This is a genomic window from Streptomyces sp. NPDC096040 (assembly GCF_040303265.1).
In the GTDB taxonomy this organism is placed as follows: domain Bacteria; phylum Actinomycetota; class Actinomycetes; order Streptomycetales; family Streptomycetaceae; genus Streptomyces.
On sequence record NZ_JBEOTA010000012.1, the window covers coordinates 71,651 to 89,442 of the forward strand.

The 17,792-nt window shown below is 68.6% G+C and carries 16 protein-coding genes and 5 pseudogenes; 9 read left to right on the top strand and 12 right to left on the bottom strand.

All coding sequences use genetic code 11. From position 1 onward, the window contains the following. Positions 1-121: 121 nt before the first annotated feature. Entirely contained in the window at positions 122-1,144 is a 1,023-nt protein-coding gene (locus ABTY98_RS18115) for a LacI family DNA-binding transcriptional regulator (protein ID WP_352221909.1), read from the bottom strand. 437 nt (positions 1,145-1,581) lie between these two features. On the opposite strand from ABTY98_RS18115, the gene ABTY98_RS18120 reads away from it, so the two are divergent. Together ABTY98_RS18120 and ABTY98_RS18125 are read left to right on the top strand one after the other, a co-directional pair. Next, a complete protein-coding gene (locus ABTY98_RS18120) occupies positions 1,582-1,674 on the top strand; it encodes a twin-arginine translocation signal domain-containing protein (RefSeq protein ID WP_352221910.1) in 93 nt (30 codons plus the stop codon). Between the two features lie 607 nt (positions 1,675-2,281). Then, positions 2,282-2,808: pseudogene (locus ABTY98_RS18125) on the top strand (winged helix-turn-helix domain-containing protein); the annotation flags it as partial. Positions 2,809-2,863: 55 nt separating this feature from the next. Here ABTY98_RS18125 and ABTY98_RS18130 read toward each other — a convergent pair. Then, positions 2,864-3,316, bottom strand: coding sequence for a MarR family winged helix-turn-helix transcriptional regulator (locus ABTY98_RS18130; protein ID WP_352221911.1), 453 nt, complete (start codon positions 3,314-3,316; stop codon positions 2,864-2,866). A 118-nt stretch (positions 3,317-3,434) separates the two neighbouring features. Here ABTY98_RS18130 and ABTY98_RS18135 point away from each other — a divergent pair, with 118 nt between their 5' ends. From ABTY98_RS18135 to ABTY98_RS18145, 3 genes and pseudogenes are all read left to right on the top strand, one after another. After that, the gene (locus ABTY98_RS18135; protein WP_352221912.1) at positions 3,435-4,163 is read left to right on the top strand and encodes an SDR family NAD(P)-dependent oxidoreductase; all 729 of its coding nucleotides are present in this window, start codon (positions 3,435-3,437) and stop codon (positions 4,161-4,163) included. Between the two features lie 176 nt (positions 4,164-4,339). After that, a complete protein-coding gene (locus ABTY98_RS18140) occupies positions 4,340-5,140 on the top strand; it encodes an SMI1/KNR4 family protein (protein WP_352221913.1) in 801 nt (266 codons plus the stop codon). A 93-nt stretch (positions 5,141-5,233) separates the two neighbouring features. Then, positions 5,234-5,527, top strand: a pseudogene (locus ABTY98_RS18145) (helix-turn-helix domain-containing protein); the annotation flags it as partial. Here the strand turns inward: ABTY98_RS18145 and ABTY98_RS42335 are convergent. The 3 genes from ABTY98_RS42335 to ABTY98_RS18160 all read right to left on the bottom strand — a co-directional run bounded on the left by ABTY98_RS42335 (position 5,499) and on the right by ABTY98_RS18160 (position 10,248). Then, the gene (locus tag ABTY98_RS42335; protein ID WP_502994270.1) at positions 5,499-5,795 is read right to left on the bottom strand and encodes a helix-turn-helix domain-containing protein; all 297 of its coding nucleotides are present in this window, start codon (positions 5,793-5,795) and stop codon (positions 5,499-5,501) included. The pseudogene ABTY98_RS18145 and the gene ABTY98_RS42335 sit on opposite strands and share 29 nt — an antisense overlap. Before the next feature lie 37 nt (positions 5,796-5,832). Continuing rightward, complete coding sequence (locus tag ABTY98_RS18155) at positions 5,833-6,879, bottom strand: zinc-binding dehydrogenase (RefSeq protein ID WP_352221914.1); 1,047 nt, start codon at positions 6,877-6,879, stop codon at positions 5,833-5,835. 147 nt (positions 6,880-7,026) lie between these two features. Continuing rightward, on the bottom strand, positions 7,027-10,248 hold the full coding sequence (locus ABTY98_RS18160; protein WP_352221915.1) for a bifunctional cytochrome P450/NADPH--P450 reductase: 3,222 nt from the start codon (positions 10,246-10,248) through the stop codon (positions 7,027-7,029). 237 nt (positions 10,249-10,485) lie between these two features. On the opposite strand from ABTY98_RS18160, the gene ABTY98_RS18165 reads away from it, so the two are divergent. Then, positions 10,486-11,139 carry a TetR/AcrR family transcriptional regulator gene (locus ABTY98_RS18165; protein ID WP_352221916.1) on the top strand — a complete coding sequence of 218 codons (654 nt, stop codon included), beginning with the start codon at positions 10,486-10,488 and terminating at the stop codon, positions 11,137-11,139. An 11-nt stretch (positions 11,140-11,150) separates the two neighbouring features. On the opposite strand, the gene ABTY98_RS18170 is transcribed toward ABTY98_RS18165, so the two are convergent. Further along, positions 11,151-11,558 (bottom strand): transposase family protein, encoded by a 408-nt coding sequence (locus ABTY98_RS18170; RefSeq protein WP_352221917.1) that lies wholly within the window; start codon positions 11,556-11,558, stop codon positions 11,151-11,153. A 296-nt stretch (positions 11,559-11,854) separates the two neighbouring features. Here ABTY98_RS18170 and ABTY98_RS18175 point away from each other — a divergent pair, with 296 nt between their 5' ends. Together ABTY98_RS18175 and ABTY98_RS18180 are read left to right on the top strand one after the other, a co-directional pair. Further along, positions 11,855-12,154, top strand: coding sequence for a YciI family protein (locus ABTY98_RS18175; protein WP_352222057.1), 300 nt, complete (start codon positions 11,855-11,857; stop codon positions 12,152-12,154). Positions 12,155-12,533: 379 nt separating this feature from the next. After that, on the top strand, positions 12,534-12,899 hold the full coding sequence (locus ABTY98_RS18180; protein ID WP_352222058.1) for an HIT family protein: 366 nt from the start codon (positions 12,534-12,536) through the stop codon (positions 12,897-12,899). Positions 12,900-12,995: 96 nt separating this feature from the next. Here the strand turns inward: ABTY98_RS18180 and ABTY98_RS18185 are convergent, their stop codons facing one another. The 5 genes and pseudogenes from ABTY98_RS18185 to ABTY98_RS18205 all read right to left on the bottom strand — a co-directional run bounded on the left by ABTY98_RS18185 (position 12,996) and on the right by ABTY98_RS18205 (position 16,445). Further along, positions 12,996-13,460, bottom strand: a complete 465-nt coding sequence (locus ABTY98_RS18185) for a hypothetical protein (RefSeq protein WP_352221918.1) — start codon at positions 13,458-13,460, stop codon at positions 12,996-12,998. After that, positions 13,460-14,158 (bottom strand): hypothetical protein, encoded by a 699-nt coding sequence (locus ABTY98_RS18190; RefSeq protein ID WP_352221919.1) that lies wholly within the window; start codon positions 14,156-14,158, stop codon positions 13,460-13,462. The genes ABTY98_RS18185 and ABTY98_RS18190 overlap by 1 nt, the downstream gene beginning before the upstream one ends. Then, positions 14,143-14,508, bottom strand: a pseudogene (locus ABTY98_RS18195) (YdeI/OmpD-associated family protein); the annotation flags it as partial. The gene ABTY98_RS18190 and the pseudogene ABTY98_RS18195, both read right to left, overlap by 16 nt. 89 nt (positions 14,509-14,597) lie before the next feature. Beyond that, a complete protein-coding gene (locus ABTY98_RS18200; protein ID WP_352221920.1) occupies positions 14,598-14,975 on the bottom strand; it encodes an STAS domain-containing protein in 378 nt (125 codons plus the stop codon). A gap of 614 nt (positions 14,976-15,589) precedes the next feature. Continuing rightward, positions 15,590-16,445: pseudogene (locus tag ABTY98_RS18205) on the bottom strand (LysR family transcriptional regulator). 93 nt (positions 16,446-16,538) lie between these two features. Between ABTY98_RS18205 and ABTY98_RS18210 the strand changes: the two are divergent. Beyond that, positions 16,539-17,276 carry an SDR family oxidoreductase gene (locus ABTY98_RS18210; protein ID WP_352222059.1) on the top strand — a complete coding sequence of 246 codons (738 nt, stop codon included), beginning with the start codon at positions 16,539-16,541 and terminating at the stop codon, positions 17,274-17,276. Between the two features lie 210 nt (positions 17,277-17,486). Here the strand turns inward: ABTY98_RS18210 and ABTY98_RS18220 are convergent. Further along, positions 17,487-17,789, bottom strand: a pseudogene (locus ABTY98_RS18220) (VOC family protein); the annotation flags it as partial. Positions 17,790-17,792 lie beyond the last annotated feature (3 nt).

The window sequence follows — 17,792 nt, forward strand, 5'->3', positions numbered from 1 at the left end:
TCGGCGAACGGCACTGTCGGGCGTTCGCGCACCCGGTGATGTGCGGAGATCTACGTGAGGTGAGAGGGCTTACGTGGCGTGAGGAGATCTACGTGGCGTGAGGCGGTTTGGGCGCGTGCGGTCAGGGCGTCGTACCGGTTCCGGCGGGCCCGGTGCTGGCCCGCAGCGAGATCGGCGGCGCGAGCAGATGGTGCCGGGGCGGGGCATCGGGATGGTCGAGCCGCTCCACCAGCAGGTCGACGGCGCGCCGGCCCATCTCCTCCGCCGGTACGTCGGCGGCGGTGAGCTGCGGGGTCACCGTCTCGGCCCAGCGGCCGGCGACGACCCCGGTGACGGAGAAGTCGCGCGGCACATGGCGGCCGGCCTGGGCGAGGCCGCGGTACAGGCCACCCAGAGCGGCCTCGTTCAGTGTGACGAGGGCGGTGGTGCCCGGGTCGTCGTGCAGGATCTGTTGCAGGCAGGCCTCGCCCGAGGCCGCGTCGTCCCCGCAGCAGTACGTCCGCACCGTCAGCCCGCGCTCGGCGGCGGCCTTCGTGAAGCCGTCCAAACCTCGGTGCGCGGACTCGTACCCGGCCCGCCGCAGCTGCTCGGGCCGGTTGACGAAGGCGACCCGACGGTGGCCGAGGTCCGCCAGGTGATGGACGCACGCCGCCGCCAGCGCGGTGTGGTCCAGACCCACCCACCAGTCGCCCTCCGGATGAGCGGTACGTCCGATGGCGACGGAGGGAAAGCCCAGCGCGGCCAGGTGATCGACCCGGTCGTCCTCCAGCCGGATCTCCATGAGGATCGCCCCGTCGACCCGCCGCTCCCCCAGCAGCCGCTGGAACGAGCGGTCACTGTCCACACCGCTCGGAGACAGCAGCACGTCGTAGTCGTAGGCCGCCGCGGCCTCCACCACACTGCCGATGAAGTCCAGCTGCATGCCGGTGTAGTGGTTGCCGGCCGGCGGGAACACCAGACCGATCGTGCTGGTCCGGCCGTTGGCCAGGGCGCGCGCGCTGGCATTGGGCCGGTAGCCCAGCTCGTCGATGACGTCCTGGATCTTCCGGCGGGTGTCGTCCGACACCGGGCGCTTGCCGCTCAGCGCGTAGGACACGGTGCTGCGCGAGACACCGGCCCGGCGGGCGATCTCACCGATGTTCACAGCGACTCCTTGCTCGAACCGGTTCGACTCTCCGAGAGGGAGAGTACTCACCGGCCACGAGGGGGTGGGGTGGGTACGAGGAGCGATGCCGGTTGTCGAACCGGTTCGCGTGAAGTGAAGCTAGGGACTACCACCAGGCGTGTCAACGCTTTTGACCGGACTTTCCCGTCCGGCAAAAGACCCGGGAGAACCTTGCGCGGGAGGCATTGCCGGTCCGACTACCCGGTGCTACCTTCTCGAACCGGTTCGATGAAGTGGTCCTTCCGGCAGCCGTGGGACGCCGCCCCCGCTTGATCCGGATCCCATGTCTCTGAGCGGAGCGAGACGGGAGCGGAACTCTCCTGGGACCGGACCGGACCGGCCGAGCCGCACTGCCGCCCAGCCCGAACTCTCCGACCGTGAGCGGGCTTCCAGCGAATCGAACAGGAGAAACCACCTTGCCGGAATCCATCTCCCGCAGAGCGGTTCTCGCCGGCATGGCCGCCATGACGGTGGCCGCCTCGGTCGGCTCGCAAATGCTGCCGCTGTAGCAGCCGTATGCCGCCGGAGAAGCGCCAGAGAAGCAATGACAAGGACGTACTTCGCAATTGAATGGTCACGGATCAACGCCGACCGACACCACAGGCACACGGCATGGCTGCTGTCCCCATTGTCGGCGGGCAGCGGCACAACGCCGCGCATCACATGACCCACCCGCAGACGCCGCAGTCTGGCGAACGTCGTGGTGTAAGGCGTGCGTTCGCCCACGACCTGTATCCCCGTGTCCGCCGCCTTCTCCGCGTCGGCCAGGGCCTCCGGCGTCACCTGACCGGTGGCCGTGGTGTCGTCCGCGTGTGGACTAATTCCCCCGAGGCCGTAACCCCTACCTTCAGCAGCGACTCACCCGTGACGGCGTAGAGCACGTCCCAGAGGCGACCCCTGCACTTGAGGCATAGGCCCTTCCCCTCGCCGATGTTGTCTGGCGTCGGACGGCTCTCGTGCCCTTCTCGGCACAGGACGCGATACGGTACCCGGGCACCAAGCCAGGCAACTTCGAGGACCCTACCGCCGAGTTCCGCGATCCGGGTCTGGAAGTCGGTCCATGCCCTCTGGGGCCGTTCCCTGTGCAGGCCCGGCAGATACCGATGCCTTGCGCCACCCGCCGAGCGGTTCGCACGCGGTGAGAAGAGCGAGGTCATCGCGAAGGAGTTACGGGTGGCCTCACGCTCGGTGCGGCGCTGGCGGCATGCGTGGCAGCAGGGCGGTGTGCAGGCGCTGCGTTCGAAGGGTCCGGTGTCCGTCGAGCGGCTCAGCGCACGGCAATGGGCGCGACTGGAACAGGAGTTGAAGCGCGGGCCGCTTGCGCACGGCTGGGACGATGAGTTCCAGGGCTGGACGCTCAAGCGGGTCAAGCTGCTGATCGGGCGGGTGTTCCAGGTCGGGTACACGGTCCAGGGCGTGTGGAAGCTGCTGCGCCGGCACGGCTGGTCCGCTCAGGTCCCGCTGCGGGGGGCGATCGAGCGCGACGAGGAGGCCATCGAGGTGTGGAAGACGGGGGTGTGGCCGCAGGTGAAAGAGCCGCGGCGGACCTGGGCGCCCACATCTGCTTCGAGGACGAGGCAGGCCAGGGGCTGAGGCCGCCGAAGGGACATACCTGGGCGCCCCGCGGGGCCCGGCCGGTGGTGTTGAGGCTCTTTTTAAAATCCTCGGCCCGCTCTTCAGCCTCAGTTGGTTGCGACTTCAATCAAAGGGAGTCGCTCGAGATCGACTGGCGAGCCTCGCCAGAACATCGCGGAGGGCTGACAGAGACTCGCGGGGAACCTGATCCAGGAGGTGGCGTCGGACGGCCGCTGCGTGCAATGGCCGGGCCTTGGCGACGGCAGCTCGGCCCTGGTCGGTGATGAGGACCTCGACGCCGCCCTCGGTGGGGCGTCGCGTCACGAGGGCGCGCTGTTCCATACGAGTCAGGTGATGGGACAGACGGCTGCGGTGCCAGCCCATCGAGGAGGCCAATTCATTTTGGCGCAACAGACCGTGGCCCAGTTCTGCGACGCGGGTCAGGACGCCGAAGTCGGGATCGGACAGGCCGGTGGCGGCGCTCACGTCGTCGGCGACGCGGGCGCGGATGGCTTCGGCTGCTTGCTTCCACAGGTGCCACAGTTCCATTTCCGCGTCGTTCAGCCGATCTTCCACCGGTACATCGTAGCGACCCTCCTGTTGACGTGACAACAACGGCTACCTATCGTGTTGTCACATCAACACTGGTCACCTGCGGCGTGGCGCCGACAGGCCATCTTCACCGAGGTTCGTCGTGACAAAAACCAGCAGGACCGCACTGGTCACCGGAGGCAACAGGGGGATCGGACGGGCGATCGTCGAGGGCTTGGCCCGGGAAGGCTTTGTCGTGTACCTCGGAGCCCGCAGCTGGGCCCAGGGCGCCACCGCTGCCGCAGGACTGGCCGGGGACGTCCGCCCGGTGCAACTCGATGTGACGTCTCAGGACGACATTGCCGCCGCGGTCACGCGCGTCGAGCACGACTTCGGCCACCTCGACGTCCTGGTCAACAATGCCGGCGTCAACGTCGGCAACCGCCGCCCACTGGACCGCCTCCCCAAGCCCACCGAGGAGACCGCCGAGGACATGCGCTTCGTCTACGAGGTCAATGTCTTCGCCGTAGTCACTCTCATCAACGCCTTCCTGCCGCTGATCCGCGCAGCCGAGGCCGGCCGCATTGTCAACGTCACCAGCAAACGCGGCTCCCTTGGCGAAGAGGGCGCCTGGGTAGGCCAACCGTCCCTGTCCTACTCCAGCTCCAAGACGGCCCTGAACGCCGTCACCGCCCACTTTGCGCGCGAACTCGCCGACACTTCCATCAAGATCAACGGTGCCGCGCCCGGTCATGTCGCCACGGAGTTCAACAACTTCCGCGGTACCCGCACCCCCGAGCAGGGCGCTGCCGTCGCCATCCGCCTGGCCACCCTCGGCTCCGACGGCCCCACAGGCCAGGTCTACGAAGACGACGTCCGACTCGCCTGGTGACACTGCCGACCGGCGTGGGGAACAAGAGCAGATCTGGGGAACGGCCCGAGCGTGAAATTCGCACAGTCGCGGTTGCCTCTTCGCGGGCCGGTGCCAGGGTGGCTCGGATCGCCTCCCCTCCCAGATGGCGGCGCCCCAAGGAGATAAGCCGTGGCGAATTCAACTCGCCGAACACGGTGCGCCGTTGCTCGGGGCATCCGGGCTGGCTTCCTTTCGCCACCTGGTTCGACGGCAACTTCTTCGCCGTGGACCTCGCGCCTGCCGCGGACGGCCGCCCCGGCCAGGTGATCGAGGTCGGCCGCGACTTCAACGACGGCCCCCGCTATGTCGCTTCCTCCGTCACCGCCTGGCTCGGCCAGGCCCTGGGCCAGCCCGATCCGCACGCCCCGCAGCAGTCCGGGGAGGACTCGCGCCAGTTGGTGGTCTCAGCCCTGGACGAGCGGCTTGCGCCGGGCGTCCAGGCGATCCACCTCAATGACGCCCCGTCACACGTCGACGTCGTCCCACTCTCCGCCACCCCGCACCTTCGGCGCCTGCACCTCAACCGCTGCGCCACCACTGACCTGTCCCCCGTGGCAGCACTCCCCGTCGAGGACCTGGCCATCGATCTCGCCCCTGAGGCCGACCTCACTCCGCTCGCCCGCCACCCGCACCTCGCCTCACTCGCCGTCGGCTCCGAAACCCCGATCGACCTCGCCCCGCTGCGCACCCTCCCCGCGCTGCGCTCCCTCGACCTGTCCCGTTGCTCCACGCCGGACTTGGCGTTGCTGGCCGATCTCCCCGGCCTTCGCTACCTCGCCCTCTCCGCCACCCAGTGGACAGCCCTGATCGCCGCCGACCTCCTCCCCGCCCACCTTGCCGCCGCCCGCCTGGCCGGAGCCCCGCCGCTCACCGCCGCCCTCGACCTGCTCGCTGCCCTCGGTGTCGACACCTCCACGGCCTACCGCCTCTCCGGCACTGTCGAGGACGCCTCCTAACGCTGTGAACACATCGGTCAACCAGGTTGGCACCAGCGCGACCTCGGCCGGTTGGGTGTGGGGAGGCGTTCAATCCGGAAGGGACGCGATGGCGTGCGCCGGGGAAGCACCAGTTAGGTGCGGTTCCGGCGCGCGATGATGCTGCTGGCCTCGGCTAGCGGGAACCGGGTCCCGGTGATTGCGAAGCTGGTGCAGGCCGACGAGGACACCGTCCGGGATGTGATCCACCGGTTCAACGAGATCGGCCTGGCCCTGGACCCTCGGTGGGCGGGAGGCCGTCCCCGCCTGCTCAGTCCTGACGACGAAGACTTCGTCGTCCAGACGGCCACCACCCGCCCGACCAAGCTCGGACAGCCCTTCACCCGCTGGTCCAGGCGGCGACCAGCGCTTGCCGACTGGAGAAGTGTCCGTAGAGGGTGCGCCGCGCGACGCCGGCCGCCTGAGCGATGCTGTCGAGACTCGCGTCTGTCCGCGTGGGGGGGGTTGTGCCGCAGTTTCTGTGGGTCCCGCAGCCTCCGCTGTGACGAAGGCGGATGGGCCGGTATGTCCGTAGGCGGGCGGACTGTACGCCGCTTCGGAGGACGCCGGTTTCTGACACTCGGGTACCGGATAGCCGTGGGCGCCGGTGCTCCCTCAAGCACCGGCGCCCACTCACCCCTGCCCGAGGTGGCTTGATGTCCTACTGACGGGTGTCAGGGGACGAGGATGAGGCGGATCGGGTCGCCGATCTTGTTCTCCAGTCGGTGGACGGCGTCGGCCGCGTCGGCCAGCGGGATGTGGTCGGTGATGGAGGGGGCCAGGTCGAGGCGGCCGACCGCTGCCAGCTGGACCAGCTCGGAGACGGACTCGGGGGAGCCGCCGTAGTGACCGCGCACCTGCTTCTGCATGTAGTTGAAGGTCAGGCCCTCGGTGATCGTGAGCGGCCTGGGCGTGATGCCGACCAGGATGAGGCTGCCGCCCAGGCCGAGCGCCGCGGCGGCCTGCTCGCGGACGGCGGGAACGCCGGCGCAGTCGAAGGCGAAGTCCAGGCCGCGTCCGCCGGTGGCCGCGCGGACCTGGTCGGCGAAGTCGGGGGCGGCCGGGTCCAGGGCGAAGTCCGCGCCGAAGGCCAGAGCACGCTCCCGGGCGCTGGGCAGCGGGTCGACGGCGATGATCGGCGCGGCGCCGACCAGGCGGGCGAGGCGCACGTTGTGTGCGCCGACTCCGCCCGCGCCCCACACGCCGACGGACTGGGCGGCCCGGACGCCTGCGGTGGTCACGACGGCGGCGTAGGGGGTGGAGACCGCGTCGGGGATGATCGCCGCCTGGTCGAAGGGGAGGCTGTCGGGGATGGGGATGAGGGTGTCCTCGCGGGCGAGGGTGTACTGGGCCCAGCCGCCGTCGTAGTCGATGCCGGCGGTGAGTATCTGGGTGCAGGGGCGGCGGCGCACGCAGCCGGCGCACTGGCCGCAGGTCTTGCCGGCCTCCAGGGTGACGCGGGTGCCGACGGTCAGGCCGCGCTTGAGGTCGGGGCCCAGGGCGTGGATCACACCGGAGACCTCGTGGCCGACGGTGACCGTGTCGGAGGTGGCGAACAGCGGGACGAGAGAGCCGTCGATCAGGTGGACGTCGGAGAGGCAGACGCCGGCGGCCTTGACCTCGATGAGGACCTCGCCCGGGCCGGGCACGGGGACGGGCACCTCCTCCACGGCGAACTTCTTGCTGTCCAGGTGGAAGCGTCCGGCGAGCATGGTGTCCATGAGGATCTGCTTTCTGTGAGTGGCAGCTCCCGGGCCGGTTGGGCCTGGCCGGGGGCCGTGTGATGCCGTGGAAGTGGGGGCTGGGGCCGGGAGGCGTGCGGGGCGACAGGTGGCGCCGCACGCCTCCCGGTGTCAGGGGGAAGGGGGTCAGGCGAAGACGTCCTGCTGGTAGCGCTGGTCGGCTTCGAGCTGGGCGAGCCACTGCTGGGCGGTCTCGTCGTCCGCGCCGGTCCGCTCGCGGTAGATCGCGGCGAGGGCTTCGCGTACGGCGGGCGCCATGCGGCGGCCGTCACCGCAGACGTAGATGTACGCGCCGTCTTCGATCGCCTGCCACACCGTGTCGGCGGTGTTGGCGATGGCGTTCTGCACGAAGCGTGCCGGGTGGCCGGTGACCGCGGAGTAGGCGGTGTGGACCTGGGCGATCCCGGACTTCTCCCAGTCCTGCATCTCCTGGCGGTAGAAGTAGTCGTGCTCGGGGTGGCGGCAGCCGACGAACACCTGCGACAGGCCGACCTGGGTGCCGCCCGCGTGCTGCCAGGCCCGCTCCTCCAGGAAGCCGCGCAGCGGCGCGATGCCGGTGCCGGGGCCGATGAGGATCAGCGGCGTGGCAGGGTCGGCCGGCGGGGCGAACGTCGGGGACGGGACGCGCACGTAGCCGTAGAAGACGTCACCGGGCTCCAGGCCCGCAATGTAGGAGGAGCAGGTGCCGCGGTACCGGCCGTCGCCGGACAGAGCGGGGCCCTCCAGCAGGCCCACCGTCAGGCGCACGTGACGCGGGTTGGCCAGCGGGGCGGAGGAGATGGAGTAGAAGCGCGGGCGGATCGGGCCCATCATCTCCAGGAAGACGGCCAGCGGAAGTTCGATCGCGGGGAAGCGCTCCAGCAGGTTCAGCACCGAGATGCGCTTGCCGAGGATCTCCTTCTGGTAGCGCTCCTCGCCCTCCTCGGTGTCGGCGGTGTAGGCCTGCAGCTGCGGCCGGGTCCACGGGCACTGGGTGTGCCCGGACAGGGTCTGGATCTGGGAGCGGGTGGCCACGTCCTGGAGTTCCAGGAACTCGGTGAACAGCAGTCCGGCGGTGACAGGGGCGCCCACGGGCAGGTGGGTGCGGCCGCCTGCGGGCTGGTCCAGGCGGAGGACCTGGTCGCGGTCGACGCCGAGGCGCGCCAGCGCGCGGTCGACCAGCGCGGGCTCGTTCTTGGCGAAGACGGCCAGGTGGTTGCCCGTGTCGTAGGTGACACCCTCGGGCAGCTCGATCGTGATCGACTTCGCGGCCGGGCGCGGCGGCTCGATCTGGAAGTCCCACAGGCCGGTCGCGTCGGCCACGAGTTCCTCGTTGGCCACCACCGTCAGGGGGTATGCCTGCTCGGAGACGATCGCGGGGCGCACGTCCGCTTCGGACAGCAGCTGGACCTGGTAGCGCGGGCCGCTCGCCTCGGAGGTGTCGGCGGCGTACTCCTCGGCCAGGGTGGCCCACAGGGTGTTCATCCAGCGGGTGGCCATGCCGTCGAAGTCACCGGCGGCATCCGCGATGCCCCGCTCGATGACCGGGGTCGCGCCCGCAGCCAGCAAGCCTTCCTCGATCCGCTTCGGGAAGGCCTGGAAAGTGGCCACCCACTGCGTGTTGCCGGCGCCCAGCAGGGCGAACCGCACGTTCGACAGTGAGCCCTCGGGCAGTCCGGCGGCGAGCAGGTCGTCGAAGCGCTGGGCGTTGTCGGGCGCCTTGCCGTTGTAGCTGGCGGCCACGACGGCGAGCAGGCCCTCGGTGGGCAGGTTGTTGCCCAGCTCGTCCAGGCTCATCAGCGTGGTGCCGAAGCCGGAGCGCTCACTGCGGTCGGCGATGGTGCGGGCCAGGTCCTCGCACGAGCCCAGGCTGGAGCCGTAGGCGACGGTGAGGTTCACCCCGACACCGCTGACCGCGGCCTGTGCCTGGGTGTCGTCGGTCTGCAGGTCCGCAGCGCCGAAGACGGTCCGCTCGTGCTCCTGGCGGCTTCGCACGACGAGGTTGAAGTCGCCGGGCTTTCGCGTCAGTGCCTCCCGCGCGTCCATCTTGTAGTCGTTGGTGTCGGAGAACTTCAGCTTCTGCAGCACCAGCGCCAGGGCCAGGCGGGCCTCGGTGAGCGCGAACTGGCGGCCGATGCAGGCCCGTACGCCGTTGCCGAACGGCTTGTAGGCGTGCGGGTGCTGCTTGGCCCGGTTCTCCGGCAGCCACCGGTCGATGTCGAACTCCTCCGGCCGCTCCCACGCGTTGGGGTGGGTGTGCAGCGGGCCTTCGAGGATGGTGACCCGCGTGCCCTTCTTCAGCTCGTACCGGCCGCCGATGACGGTGTCCTCGTACGGCGCCTTGCCGAACAGCGGAATCGGAGCCCACAGGCGCAAGGTCTCGTCGAGGATCCGCGGGATGACGTCCAGCTGCATGATCGTGTCGTAGTCCGGGACGGTGTCGCCGGGCAGCAGGCGGTCCACCTCGGCATACGCCTGGGCCAGGACGTGCGGGTTGCGCATCAGCGAGTACGTGGCGAACGACAGCAGACCACTGGTGGTCTCGTGACCGGCGATCAGGAACGTCAGCACCTGGTCACGGACGTTGTCGACGTCCAGTGACTTGCCGGTCTCCGGGTCGGTGGCCTCCAGCATCAGACCCAGCAGGTCCTCCTCACCGCTGGAGGTCCCCTCACGTCGCTCCTTGATCACACTCTCGACCAGGTCCTGCATCAGCCGGATGTCCTCGGCGTACTTCCTGGCGTCGGCCTTACGGAGCTTGGTCATCATCGGCAGCTCCTGTGAACGCCGCAACGACTCCACCAGCGCGCCCAGCAGAGCGTTCAGGAAGGGGTGCAGCTCCTCCTCGTCGAAGGACTTGAACCGGTAGCCGAACCCCGTCAGAGCGATGGTGTCCAGGGTGAGCCGGGTGTAGTCGTCGGTGATGTTGACCGGCTGACCCGCCCTGCGCTCCCACTTGCCCACCAGGTCCTGGGCGATCTCCAGCATCTGCCCGTAGTAGTTCCTCATGGCCCGCTGGCTGAAAGCAGGCAACAGGACCCGGTGCGCCATGCCCCATTCCTCTTCGTGCTGGTGGGCCGTGAACAGGCCGGCACCGGCGAAATCCCGGACGTGGAACAGCGGCGTCTTCTCGACCTGCTTGAAGAACCGCGTCTCGTCACAGACCTCCCCCACCAGGTCAGGGTCGTAGACGAAGACCTGCTCGATGCCGGCGATGTCCATGCCGTAGATGCCCTCGGGGAACTGCTTGGACAACTCGCCGAAGTAGGCGAACGGTTTGGTGCCGGGGATCTGCGGCGTGTGGCCGAGGAGCGGGATCCCGCGCGGGGACCGGATGGGACGCAGGTCGTTCTCGGGATACGTGGTCATGGCTTGCTCCTTTGTGCGGAGAGGGGATGGGCAAGGGCGCCGGTCGATGCCGCGGTGCACCACAGAAACTTACGCCGTACGGAATTGGTACCGTACACAGTACGGAAAGTGGAGCGCAACCCCGACCGCGAGCGCGACCGCCGTGAGGAAGCTCACTTCCGTACAAGGTATGGAAGTGATACCGTACGCGGTATGGAAAAATCGAGGCGTCTCCCGCGGGGAACAAAGAAGAGAGACGTGCCTCTGACCGAGGCCGGGATCTACGCCGCCGCCCTGCGGCTCATCGACGCGGACGGGGTCGAGACGCTCACCATGCGCAAACTCGCGACCGTGCTGGATGCGAGCCCGATGTCGCTGTACCACCACGTGCCGAACAAAGAGGCCGTGCTACGTGGCGTGGCGAGGATGGTCGGCGCCCAGTTCCGTACCGTGACGCTGGAGGACGCTCCCTGGCAGGAGCGCATGCGCCTGCTCGCCTCGGACTTCCGGACGCTGGCGCATCGTCATCCCAAGCTCATGGGCTACTCGTTCAGCCACCAGCCGGACTTCATCCAGCGCGAAGACCCGTTCCTGGTCGCGTTCACGGCGATCCTGGGCACCGCAGGGGTGCCGCTCTCGGAGATCCCGGAGGCCGCCGCTCTCCTGTGCGCCGTCGTCAACGGTGTCCTCACCGCCGAACTCAACGGCGCGCTCCACCAGTGGGCGAACCTCAAGCCCCCCGGCCCTGACGCCGACGAAAACGGGGCCGCGGATGCAGACCCTGGCTCTGCGGATGCAGCCCCTGAAGGCCCTGACCAGGACCACATGTTCCGCCTCGTGATGGACACGCTGATCACGGGCCTGGAAAGCCGGCTCACCGCCGATCGTGACGGCCAGGGCGCCGGCCGTTGAGACTCTCGTCCTCAGGCGCTGCGGACTGAGGCAGGCTCGTGGTCGGGCGACCCCCGACTGCAGCGCATGGGAAAACCCGGGAGGCAACCCAGGTACGGGGCGGTCAGCTGAGCGAACGGCTCGGCGAACGTGCGACGCGGGCAGTCGTCCGTGCTGCAGATGAAGCGCGGGACCGTCGGATGGATCACGACACTCTGTTCAGCGAGCGGCAGATCCTTCAGTCTGCGCTGGTAGGAGTCGTGCACTCGCTTCGAGGAGCGGCCACAGTCCGGACATGCTGCCCCGGCTGCCCGGCCTCTGGCCGTGACGTCGACCGTGCCGAAGGCGGCGGTCACCGCTTCGACGTCCACGTCGTCGATTCCGTCGAACACGAGCGAGTCCCAGAACGTTGCGTCGGCCTGCATGACCAGCACCGTCACCGCTCGTTGCGGTCACCGGAGAGGTCGAGCGCAGAGCTGACGAAGCGTCACCCACTGCTACAAGCGGGAAGGCGTAGGCGGTCTCACGCGAATCTGGGTCCTTGCAATCGAACGCCGCGGTGACGCTCCGCGACCGCTCCCCAAGATCTGTGCCAGAGCCGAGAACGGACAGCAGATGTCCACCACTTCGGGCGGCACCTGAGCGAATAGTGGAATCGAACGACACCGTTGGCGAGCACCTCCGTTACTGTCGAGCGGCCGCTGCCGATCCGAGAGAGGGAACCGTGTACTTCTTCGTGAGGGCCGACAATCCCCGGCCGACGTTCCACCTGGACATGACCCCACAAGAGCGGGAGATCATGACGAAGCACGTGGCCTACTGGACCGAACGGGCCAAGGACGGGATCTCCGTCGTCTTCGGGCCCGTTGCTGCCCCCGAAGGGTTCTTCGGTATCGGCGTCTACAAGGTCGACGACGAGGCGCACATGCACCGGCTCCTCGCACAGGACCCTGCGAACGGCCTGCTGAAGTTCGAGATCTTGCCGATGGCCACCGCGGTCGTCGGCCACGAGGTCCGGTATCCGGACCTGCCGTGAGAGCCCGACAACCATGCAAGCCCAACCCGACCCAGGCTCGTGCCCCGGCCAGGACGGGCAGCCCCCGAACCGGGGAGGGGGAATCCCCAGTGGTCGCAGTCTCCCGGGAGGCGCGGTGAAGTCCTCCCGCTGAATCGCAAGCGGAAAACGAACAGACGAGGACCGAGGTGCCGCCCGAAGTGGTGGACATCTGCTGTCCGCTCTCGGGCTCTGGCGCAACTTCTGTGATCTATGCTCGGCTGCGATATCCGCAGGCCAACCGGAATCGGTTGAGAGCCCGCCAAGCGCCGTCCCGCCTGTGACAGGGTCTAGCTCCGTGATCTGTACTTTCTGCCGACTCATCCAGGAGGACGGTGCGCGCTGGGTGGCCCGTGAAACCGTGGCCTGCGCGTTCTCCCCGCTGGACCCTCTGGCGCCCGGCCATACCCTGGTGGTGCCCACACGGCACTACGGGGACGTCTTCGACACCCCACACGACGTCCTCACCACGACAATGGAACTGGTCCAACGCGTAGCCGGAGCCATGAAAACCGCCTTGGGCGCCTCAGGAGTGAACATCCTGAACGCCAGCGGCCCGGGGTCGGAACAGTCAGTGCCACACCTTCACTTCCATGTCGTCCCGCGGTGGCTGGACGACGGAATCTCGACCTGGCCGGCCGGACGGTCCGAGCATGAATTGGCCGGCGACCCGGACGCGAGGCTTGCCGAGTTCCTGGCTCGAGAACGGCGGTATCACAGAAGTTGAGCCAGAACCCGCTCTCGTGAACAGAGCCACGCAGCTCTCCTGCGCGGTATCGACAACAACCCTGGTGGGAACACGGTTGTCGGGCCCATATGCGGCTTACGGGCCGACACTGGAGACGCTGGGCACATGCAGCTCGAACGACGTCGGGTCCTCATGGCCGAGGCCGACGAGGAAAGCGTGCGTCTTCCTCATGGCGGCCACGTACGCGCTGGAGCGCGTCCCGTACTGGGCGAACACCTCCCCCACGGGGCCGCGATGGAGCACCGGGAACGGCGTGGGCTGCGGGGCCATGACGAAGAAGTCGTCGTTGGCCCAGAGGAACGGGTCGGAGACGTCCGGGTGTTCGCAGGCGGCGCGCATCGCTGTGGTGGTGTTGGCGTACGCGGGCAGCCCCCGCTGGTGGGTGGGGATGTGGCGGGCGCCGGCCGCCCACCAGGGCCGGTAGCCGACGATCCAGACGTGCCGGTGCGGGAGGTGGGCCGTCCAGGAGCGCAGCGCGTACCGCAGCTGCTCGTTGTGGGACCCCTCCCGCACCGCAACGACGATGTCCGGCAGCTCCATTACGAGGCGAGGGACATCGAGTCGCAGGTCACCGGCGTGTAGTCACACGACGGCTCCGGCGGGGCGACCGTCGTCAGGAAGGTCCTGCGGTGACACGAGGAGTCCAACGGCGTGAGCATCGGTCCCGGGGTGCCGGCCGAGTCGATCGGCTGCACGTCGTACGGACCCACACCCCACGATCCGCCGACGCGAGTGGAGCCGGTGATCTGCAGGGTGACGGCCTCCGACCCGATCTCCAGGTCGCCGATGATGCCGTTGGTGACCCACGGCATCAGCCAGTACAGCCACTGCCCTTGGGCGCCGTCCGCGCACTCCTCGCCGAGGACCTCCGCCCACAGTTCCAGCGCGAAGCCGGTGTTGCACTGGATGGAGCAGGTGTCGAAGCCGATCGGGGTGCCGTCGAAGCCGAGGTACACCGGGTTGCCGGTGATGATCTCGATCATCTCCGGCGACACGGAGAACACGTTGAGTTCCAGGTCCAGCCCGTTGAACGTCGGGCAACCCCGCTTGAACCCGCACACCTTGCCGTTCGCGGCCTTGTACTGGATGTCCTCGCCGTCGTCGGAGTTGACGTTCATGGCGAGGCTGGAGAAGCACTCGAAGACGAATCCGTTGTCGTCGCCGCAGACCGGGTTACCGCACTGGTCCACCCTGGTGATCCGCATCACGTCGGCGTTTGCAATCAGCGGACAGGACATGCCCGGGGCTCCTGACGTCTCGCAGAAGCCCGGCCCATAACCAGCGACAGAGACAGTCTAGCGATCAGCACCTCTTCCCCGAGAGGCTCACCGCGGGCCCGGGTCTCGGCCTTCTTGGCGTCTTGGACCCGGTACAAGATCGCGTGCCGGTCCAGTGTCTCGAAGAACTCCGCCGCGGCCGGGTCGGCGGTCAGGGCCGCGGTGAGGTCGTCCGGCACCGTGGCGGTCTTCGCGCCGTCGTAGGCCGCCTCCCAGCGGCCGTCTGCCCTGGCGCGGTCGACCTCGGCCTGCCCCGGAGGATGCATCCGGCCCTGCTCGATCAGGGCGGCCACCTTGTCCCGGTTGGCCTGTCCCGGGTCAGCATGGTGGCGCCGGTGCGGCTATCCGAGCCTGTTGATCCCGGACAGCCGCGCTGGATCGAGCGCGTCGAAGAGGGTGGTCAGTCGCTGAGTGCCTGGCGGAGAGTTTCGTGGCAGTCGATGACGGTGCCGATGCCGACGAGTTGCAGGGCGCGCATCACTGAAGCGGTCGGTTGGGCCAGGCGGAGCCAGCCGCCGGCCTCGCTGAAGGTGCGGTGGGCGGTGATGAGGACGTTGATGCCGCTGGAGTCCATGAAGGTCACCTGCCCCAGGCCCACGACGACGCGGGGGCGGCCCGTGCTGGAGACGTCCAGGGCCTGGCGGAGCCTGTCACCGGTGTGGTGGTCGATCTCTCCGGCCAGCGTGAGCACGTGGACGCCGTCGGTGGCGGTGGCTACGACCGACAGCTCGCCCGGCTGAACGGCCTGTTCGGTCTCTGCCACTTCTTCCTCAGCCATGTCGATGACCCTGGCACAGCCAGGCCCTCGCGGGAATTGCTGCCCGGCATACGCTGGGTGATGCCGTGGTGAGACGGAACCCACACTGGGGCGGCAGGCGTCACCTTGTTCGGTGGGGGTATACGCGCGAGGTGGTGGACGGGGGGCCGCCGCGGACTGGCTCAGTCCCACCCGCCGCCCCAGCTCGGTCACACTCAAGCCGGAATCCGTGGACAACACCACCAACGCGGCAGCCCCGCTCGAACTGGTGCCGGCCGCCGCGGTCACCTCGGCCACTACCGCGTCACTGAGAGCCAGCGAGGCGGCCCCCAGAAGATTTGCCGTACGAAACTCATCATGCATGACTCGTACGTAACCCCGCTGAGGTGCTGCAAAGCCCACGTATCACGGCTCCGCGAGACCCTGGCCGACTCGTACCGACTTTGCGCATGAGGTCGTCGAGTCCGAAGGCCGCGTCGGTGAATTGGGGCCGCTGGCGCGGCTGATCGTGCCCGCTTCGCGGACTAACGACCATGGGAGCAATTGACTTGGATGTAGCTCTCCGGCGGGGAAGCGTTGAGCTGCCAGTTACTTGATCGGGGCTGTCGTCGGGTGGCCGCCCTCCTGATCCGAGTTCAAAGACGCGTTGCGACGCGGATCAGGTCAGCAACTGCACGAAGGCGGCTGTGCGGCGGCCAGGCGATCACCGTTGTCACGGGCTGAGCGTCCAGGACCGGCACGGCAGCGAGGTCCCGGCGCAGGTCGGCGCCGGCTGACTCGGGAATGACTACGGTGGTACGGCCGAGCGCGATCAGCTGGAAGAGCTGTGTCAGGTTCCGTATCTCTGCGCCCGGCCCTTCTGGGTAGTTGCCGCCGGGACCGGGCCAGCGGGCCAGCGGGCCAGCGGGCCAGCGGGAGCTTCGGCAGTGTGGTGACGTCGGCCAGCCGGACCTGGGCGCGGCCCGCGAGCGGGTGTGAGGCCGGCAGGATCGCGACCTGTCCCTCGGTGTACAGGGCTTCGGTATCGAGCCCGGCCGCTGAGTCGAAGGGCAGGTGCAGCAGAGCCACGTCGGCATGCCCGTCCTGCAGCAGCTGCTGGTGTTGGTGTGCCTCGCAGAGCAGCAGATCGACGGCGGCTGCGCCGGGTTCTGCGGCGTAGACGCCGAGCAGTTTCGTCAGCAGCTCGCCGGCGGTGCCGGATTTGACGGCGAGGACGAGGCCGGGGTGTGCTGCCGCGGCCCGTTGGGTACGCCGCTCAGCTGCGGTCACCGCGCTGAGGATCGCGCGTCCCTCGGCCAGGAGCACGGCTCCGGCCTCGGTGAGCGTGACCTTGCGGCTGTTGCGTTCCAACAGTGTGATTCCGAGCCGTCGTTCGAGCCGGGCGATCGTGCGGGACAGTGGCGGCTGGGCTACCCCAAGGCGCTGGGCGGCCTTGCCGAAGTGCAGTTCCTCGGCGACGGCGACGAAGTACCGCAGCTCGCGTATTTCCATGAGCCCAGGCTAATGACGGCAGACGGCTGATCGATATCGCTCGGGTATTGCTGCACTACCGAGATGGTGTTGGTACCCGGATGCGGCGCGGGCATGCTCGATGTCATGAGCCAGAAGACGATCGCGCTGGTCACCGGCGCGAACAAGGGAATCGGGTATGAGATCGCGGCCGGGCTGGGTGCGCGGGGCTGGAGTGTCGGTGTCGGAGCCCGGGACGAGCAGCGCCGGGAGGACGCCGTGGCGAAGTTGCGCGCGGCCGGTGCCGACGCCTTCGGCGTACCCCTGGACGTGACCGATGGCGGGAGCGTGACCGCCGCAGTCCAATGGATCGAGGAGCGGGCGGGACGGCTCGACGTACTGGTCAACAATGCCGGCGTGGCCGGCGGTCGGCCGGAGGAACCCACGACCATCGACCTCGATACCGTGCGGCAACTGGTGGAGACCAATGTCATCGGCGTCATCAGGGTCACCAACGCGATGCTGCCGTTGCTGCGCCGTTCGGCGCACCCTCGGATCGTCAACCAGTCCAGCCACGTGGGCTCCCTGACGCTGCAGACCACGCCCGGCGTCGACCTCGGGGGAATCAGCGGCGTCTACGCACCGACGAAGACCTACCTCAACGCCGTCACCATCCAGTACGCCAGGGAGCTGAGCGGAACCAACATCCTGATCAACAACGCCTGCCCCGGCTACGTGGCCACCGATCTCAACGGATTCAGCGGGACCCAGACCCCTGAGCAGGGCGCGGCGATCGCCATCCGGCTGGCTACCCTGCCGGACGACGGCCCGACCGGCCGGCTGTTCGACGCCACCGGGGTCGTGCCCTGGTGACCTAACCTTCGGATGCGTTCCTCGTCGACCACTCGACAGAGCAACACGGCCTGGCCGGGGTGCAGCTGTTGGCCGACCCACTTCCCAGCCGAGGTCATCCAGCCGGCAGAACGTCGTCAGGTCAGCAGGGCAGAAGGGGGCGTCACGCACGAGCCTGGGCTGCAACCGCGGTCTTCGGGGATCGGTGGTCGTCCGGTGGCGTTTGGTCGATCAGGCGCGGTCGTGGAGAGTGACCTGGTAGCCGTCGGGGTCGGCGAAGGTGAATGTCCGGCCGAAGGGGCCGTCGACCGGTGCGGAGACGATGGTGTGACCGTCGGCGACGAGAGCATCGTGAATGGCCTGGACGTCTGTGGCGTGGAGCCAGATCGCGGCGCCGATGCCGGGCTGAGCAACGGATGCAAGGTCGGTGCCGGGAACGACGTCGCGGAGAGCGAACGCGATCGGCTTCGTCTCGAAGACGACAGCGTGCGCAGGGCCGGCCTGCGAGCGGACGAGGCCGAGGTACTGCTCGTAGAC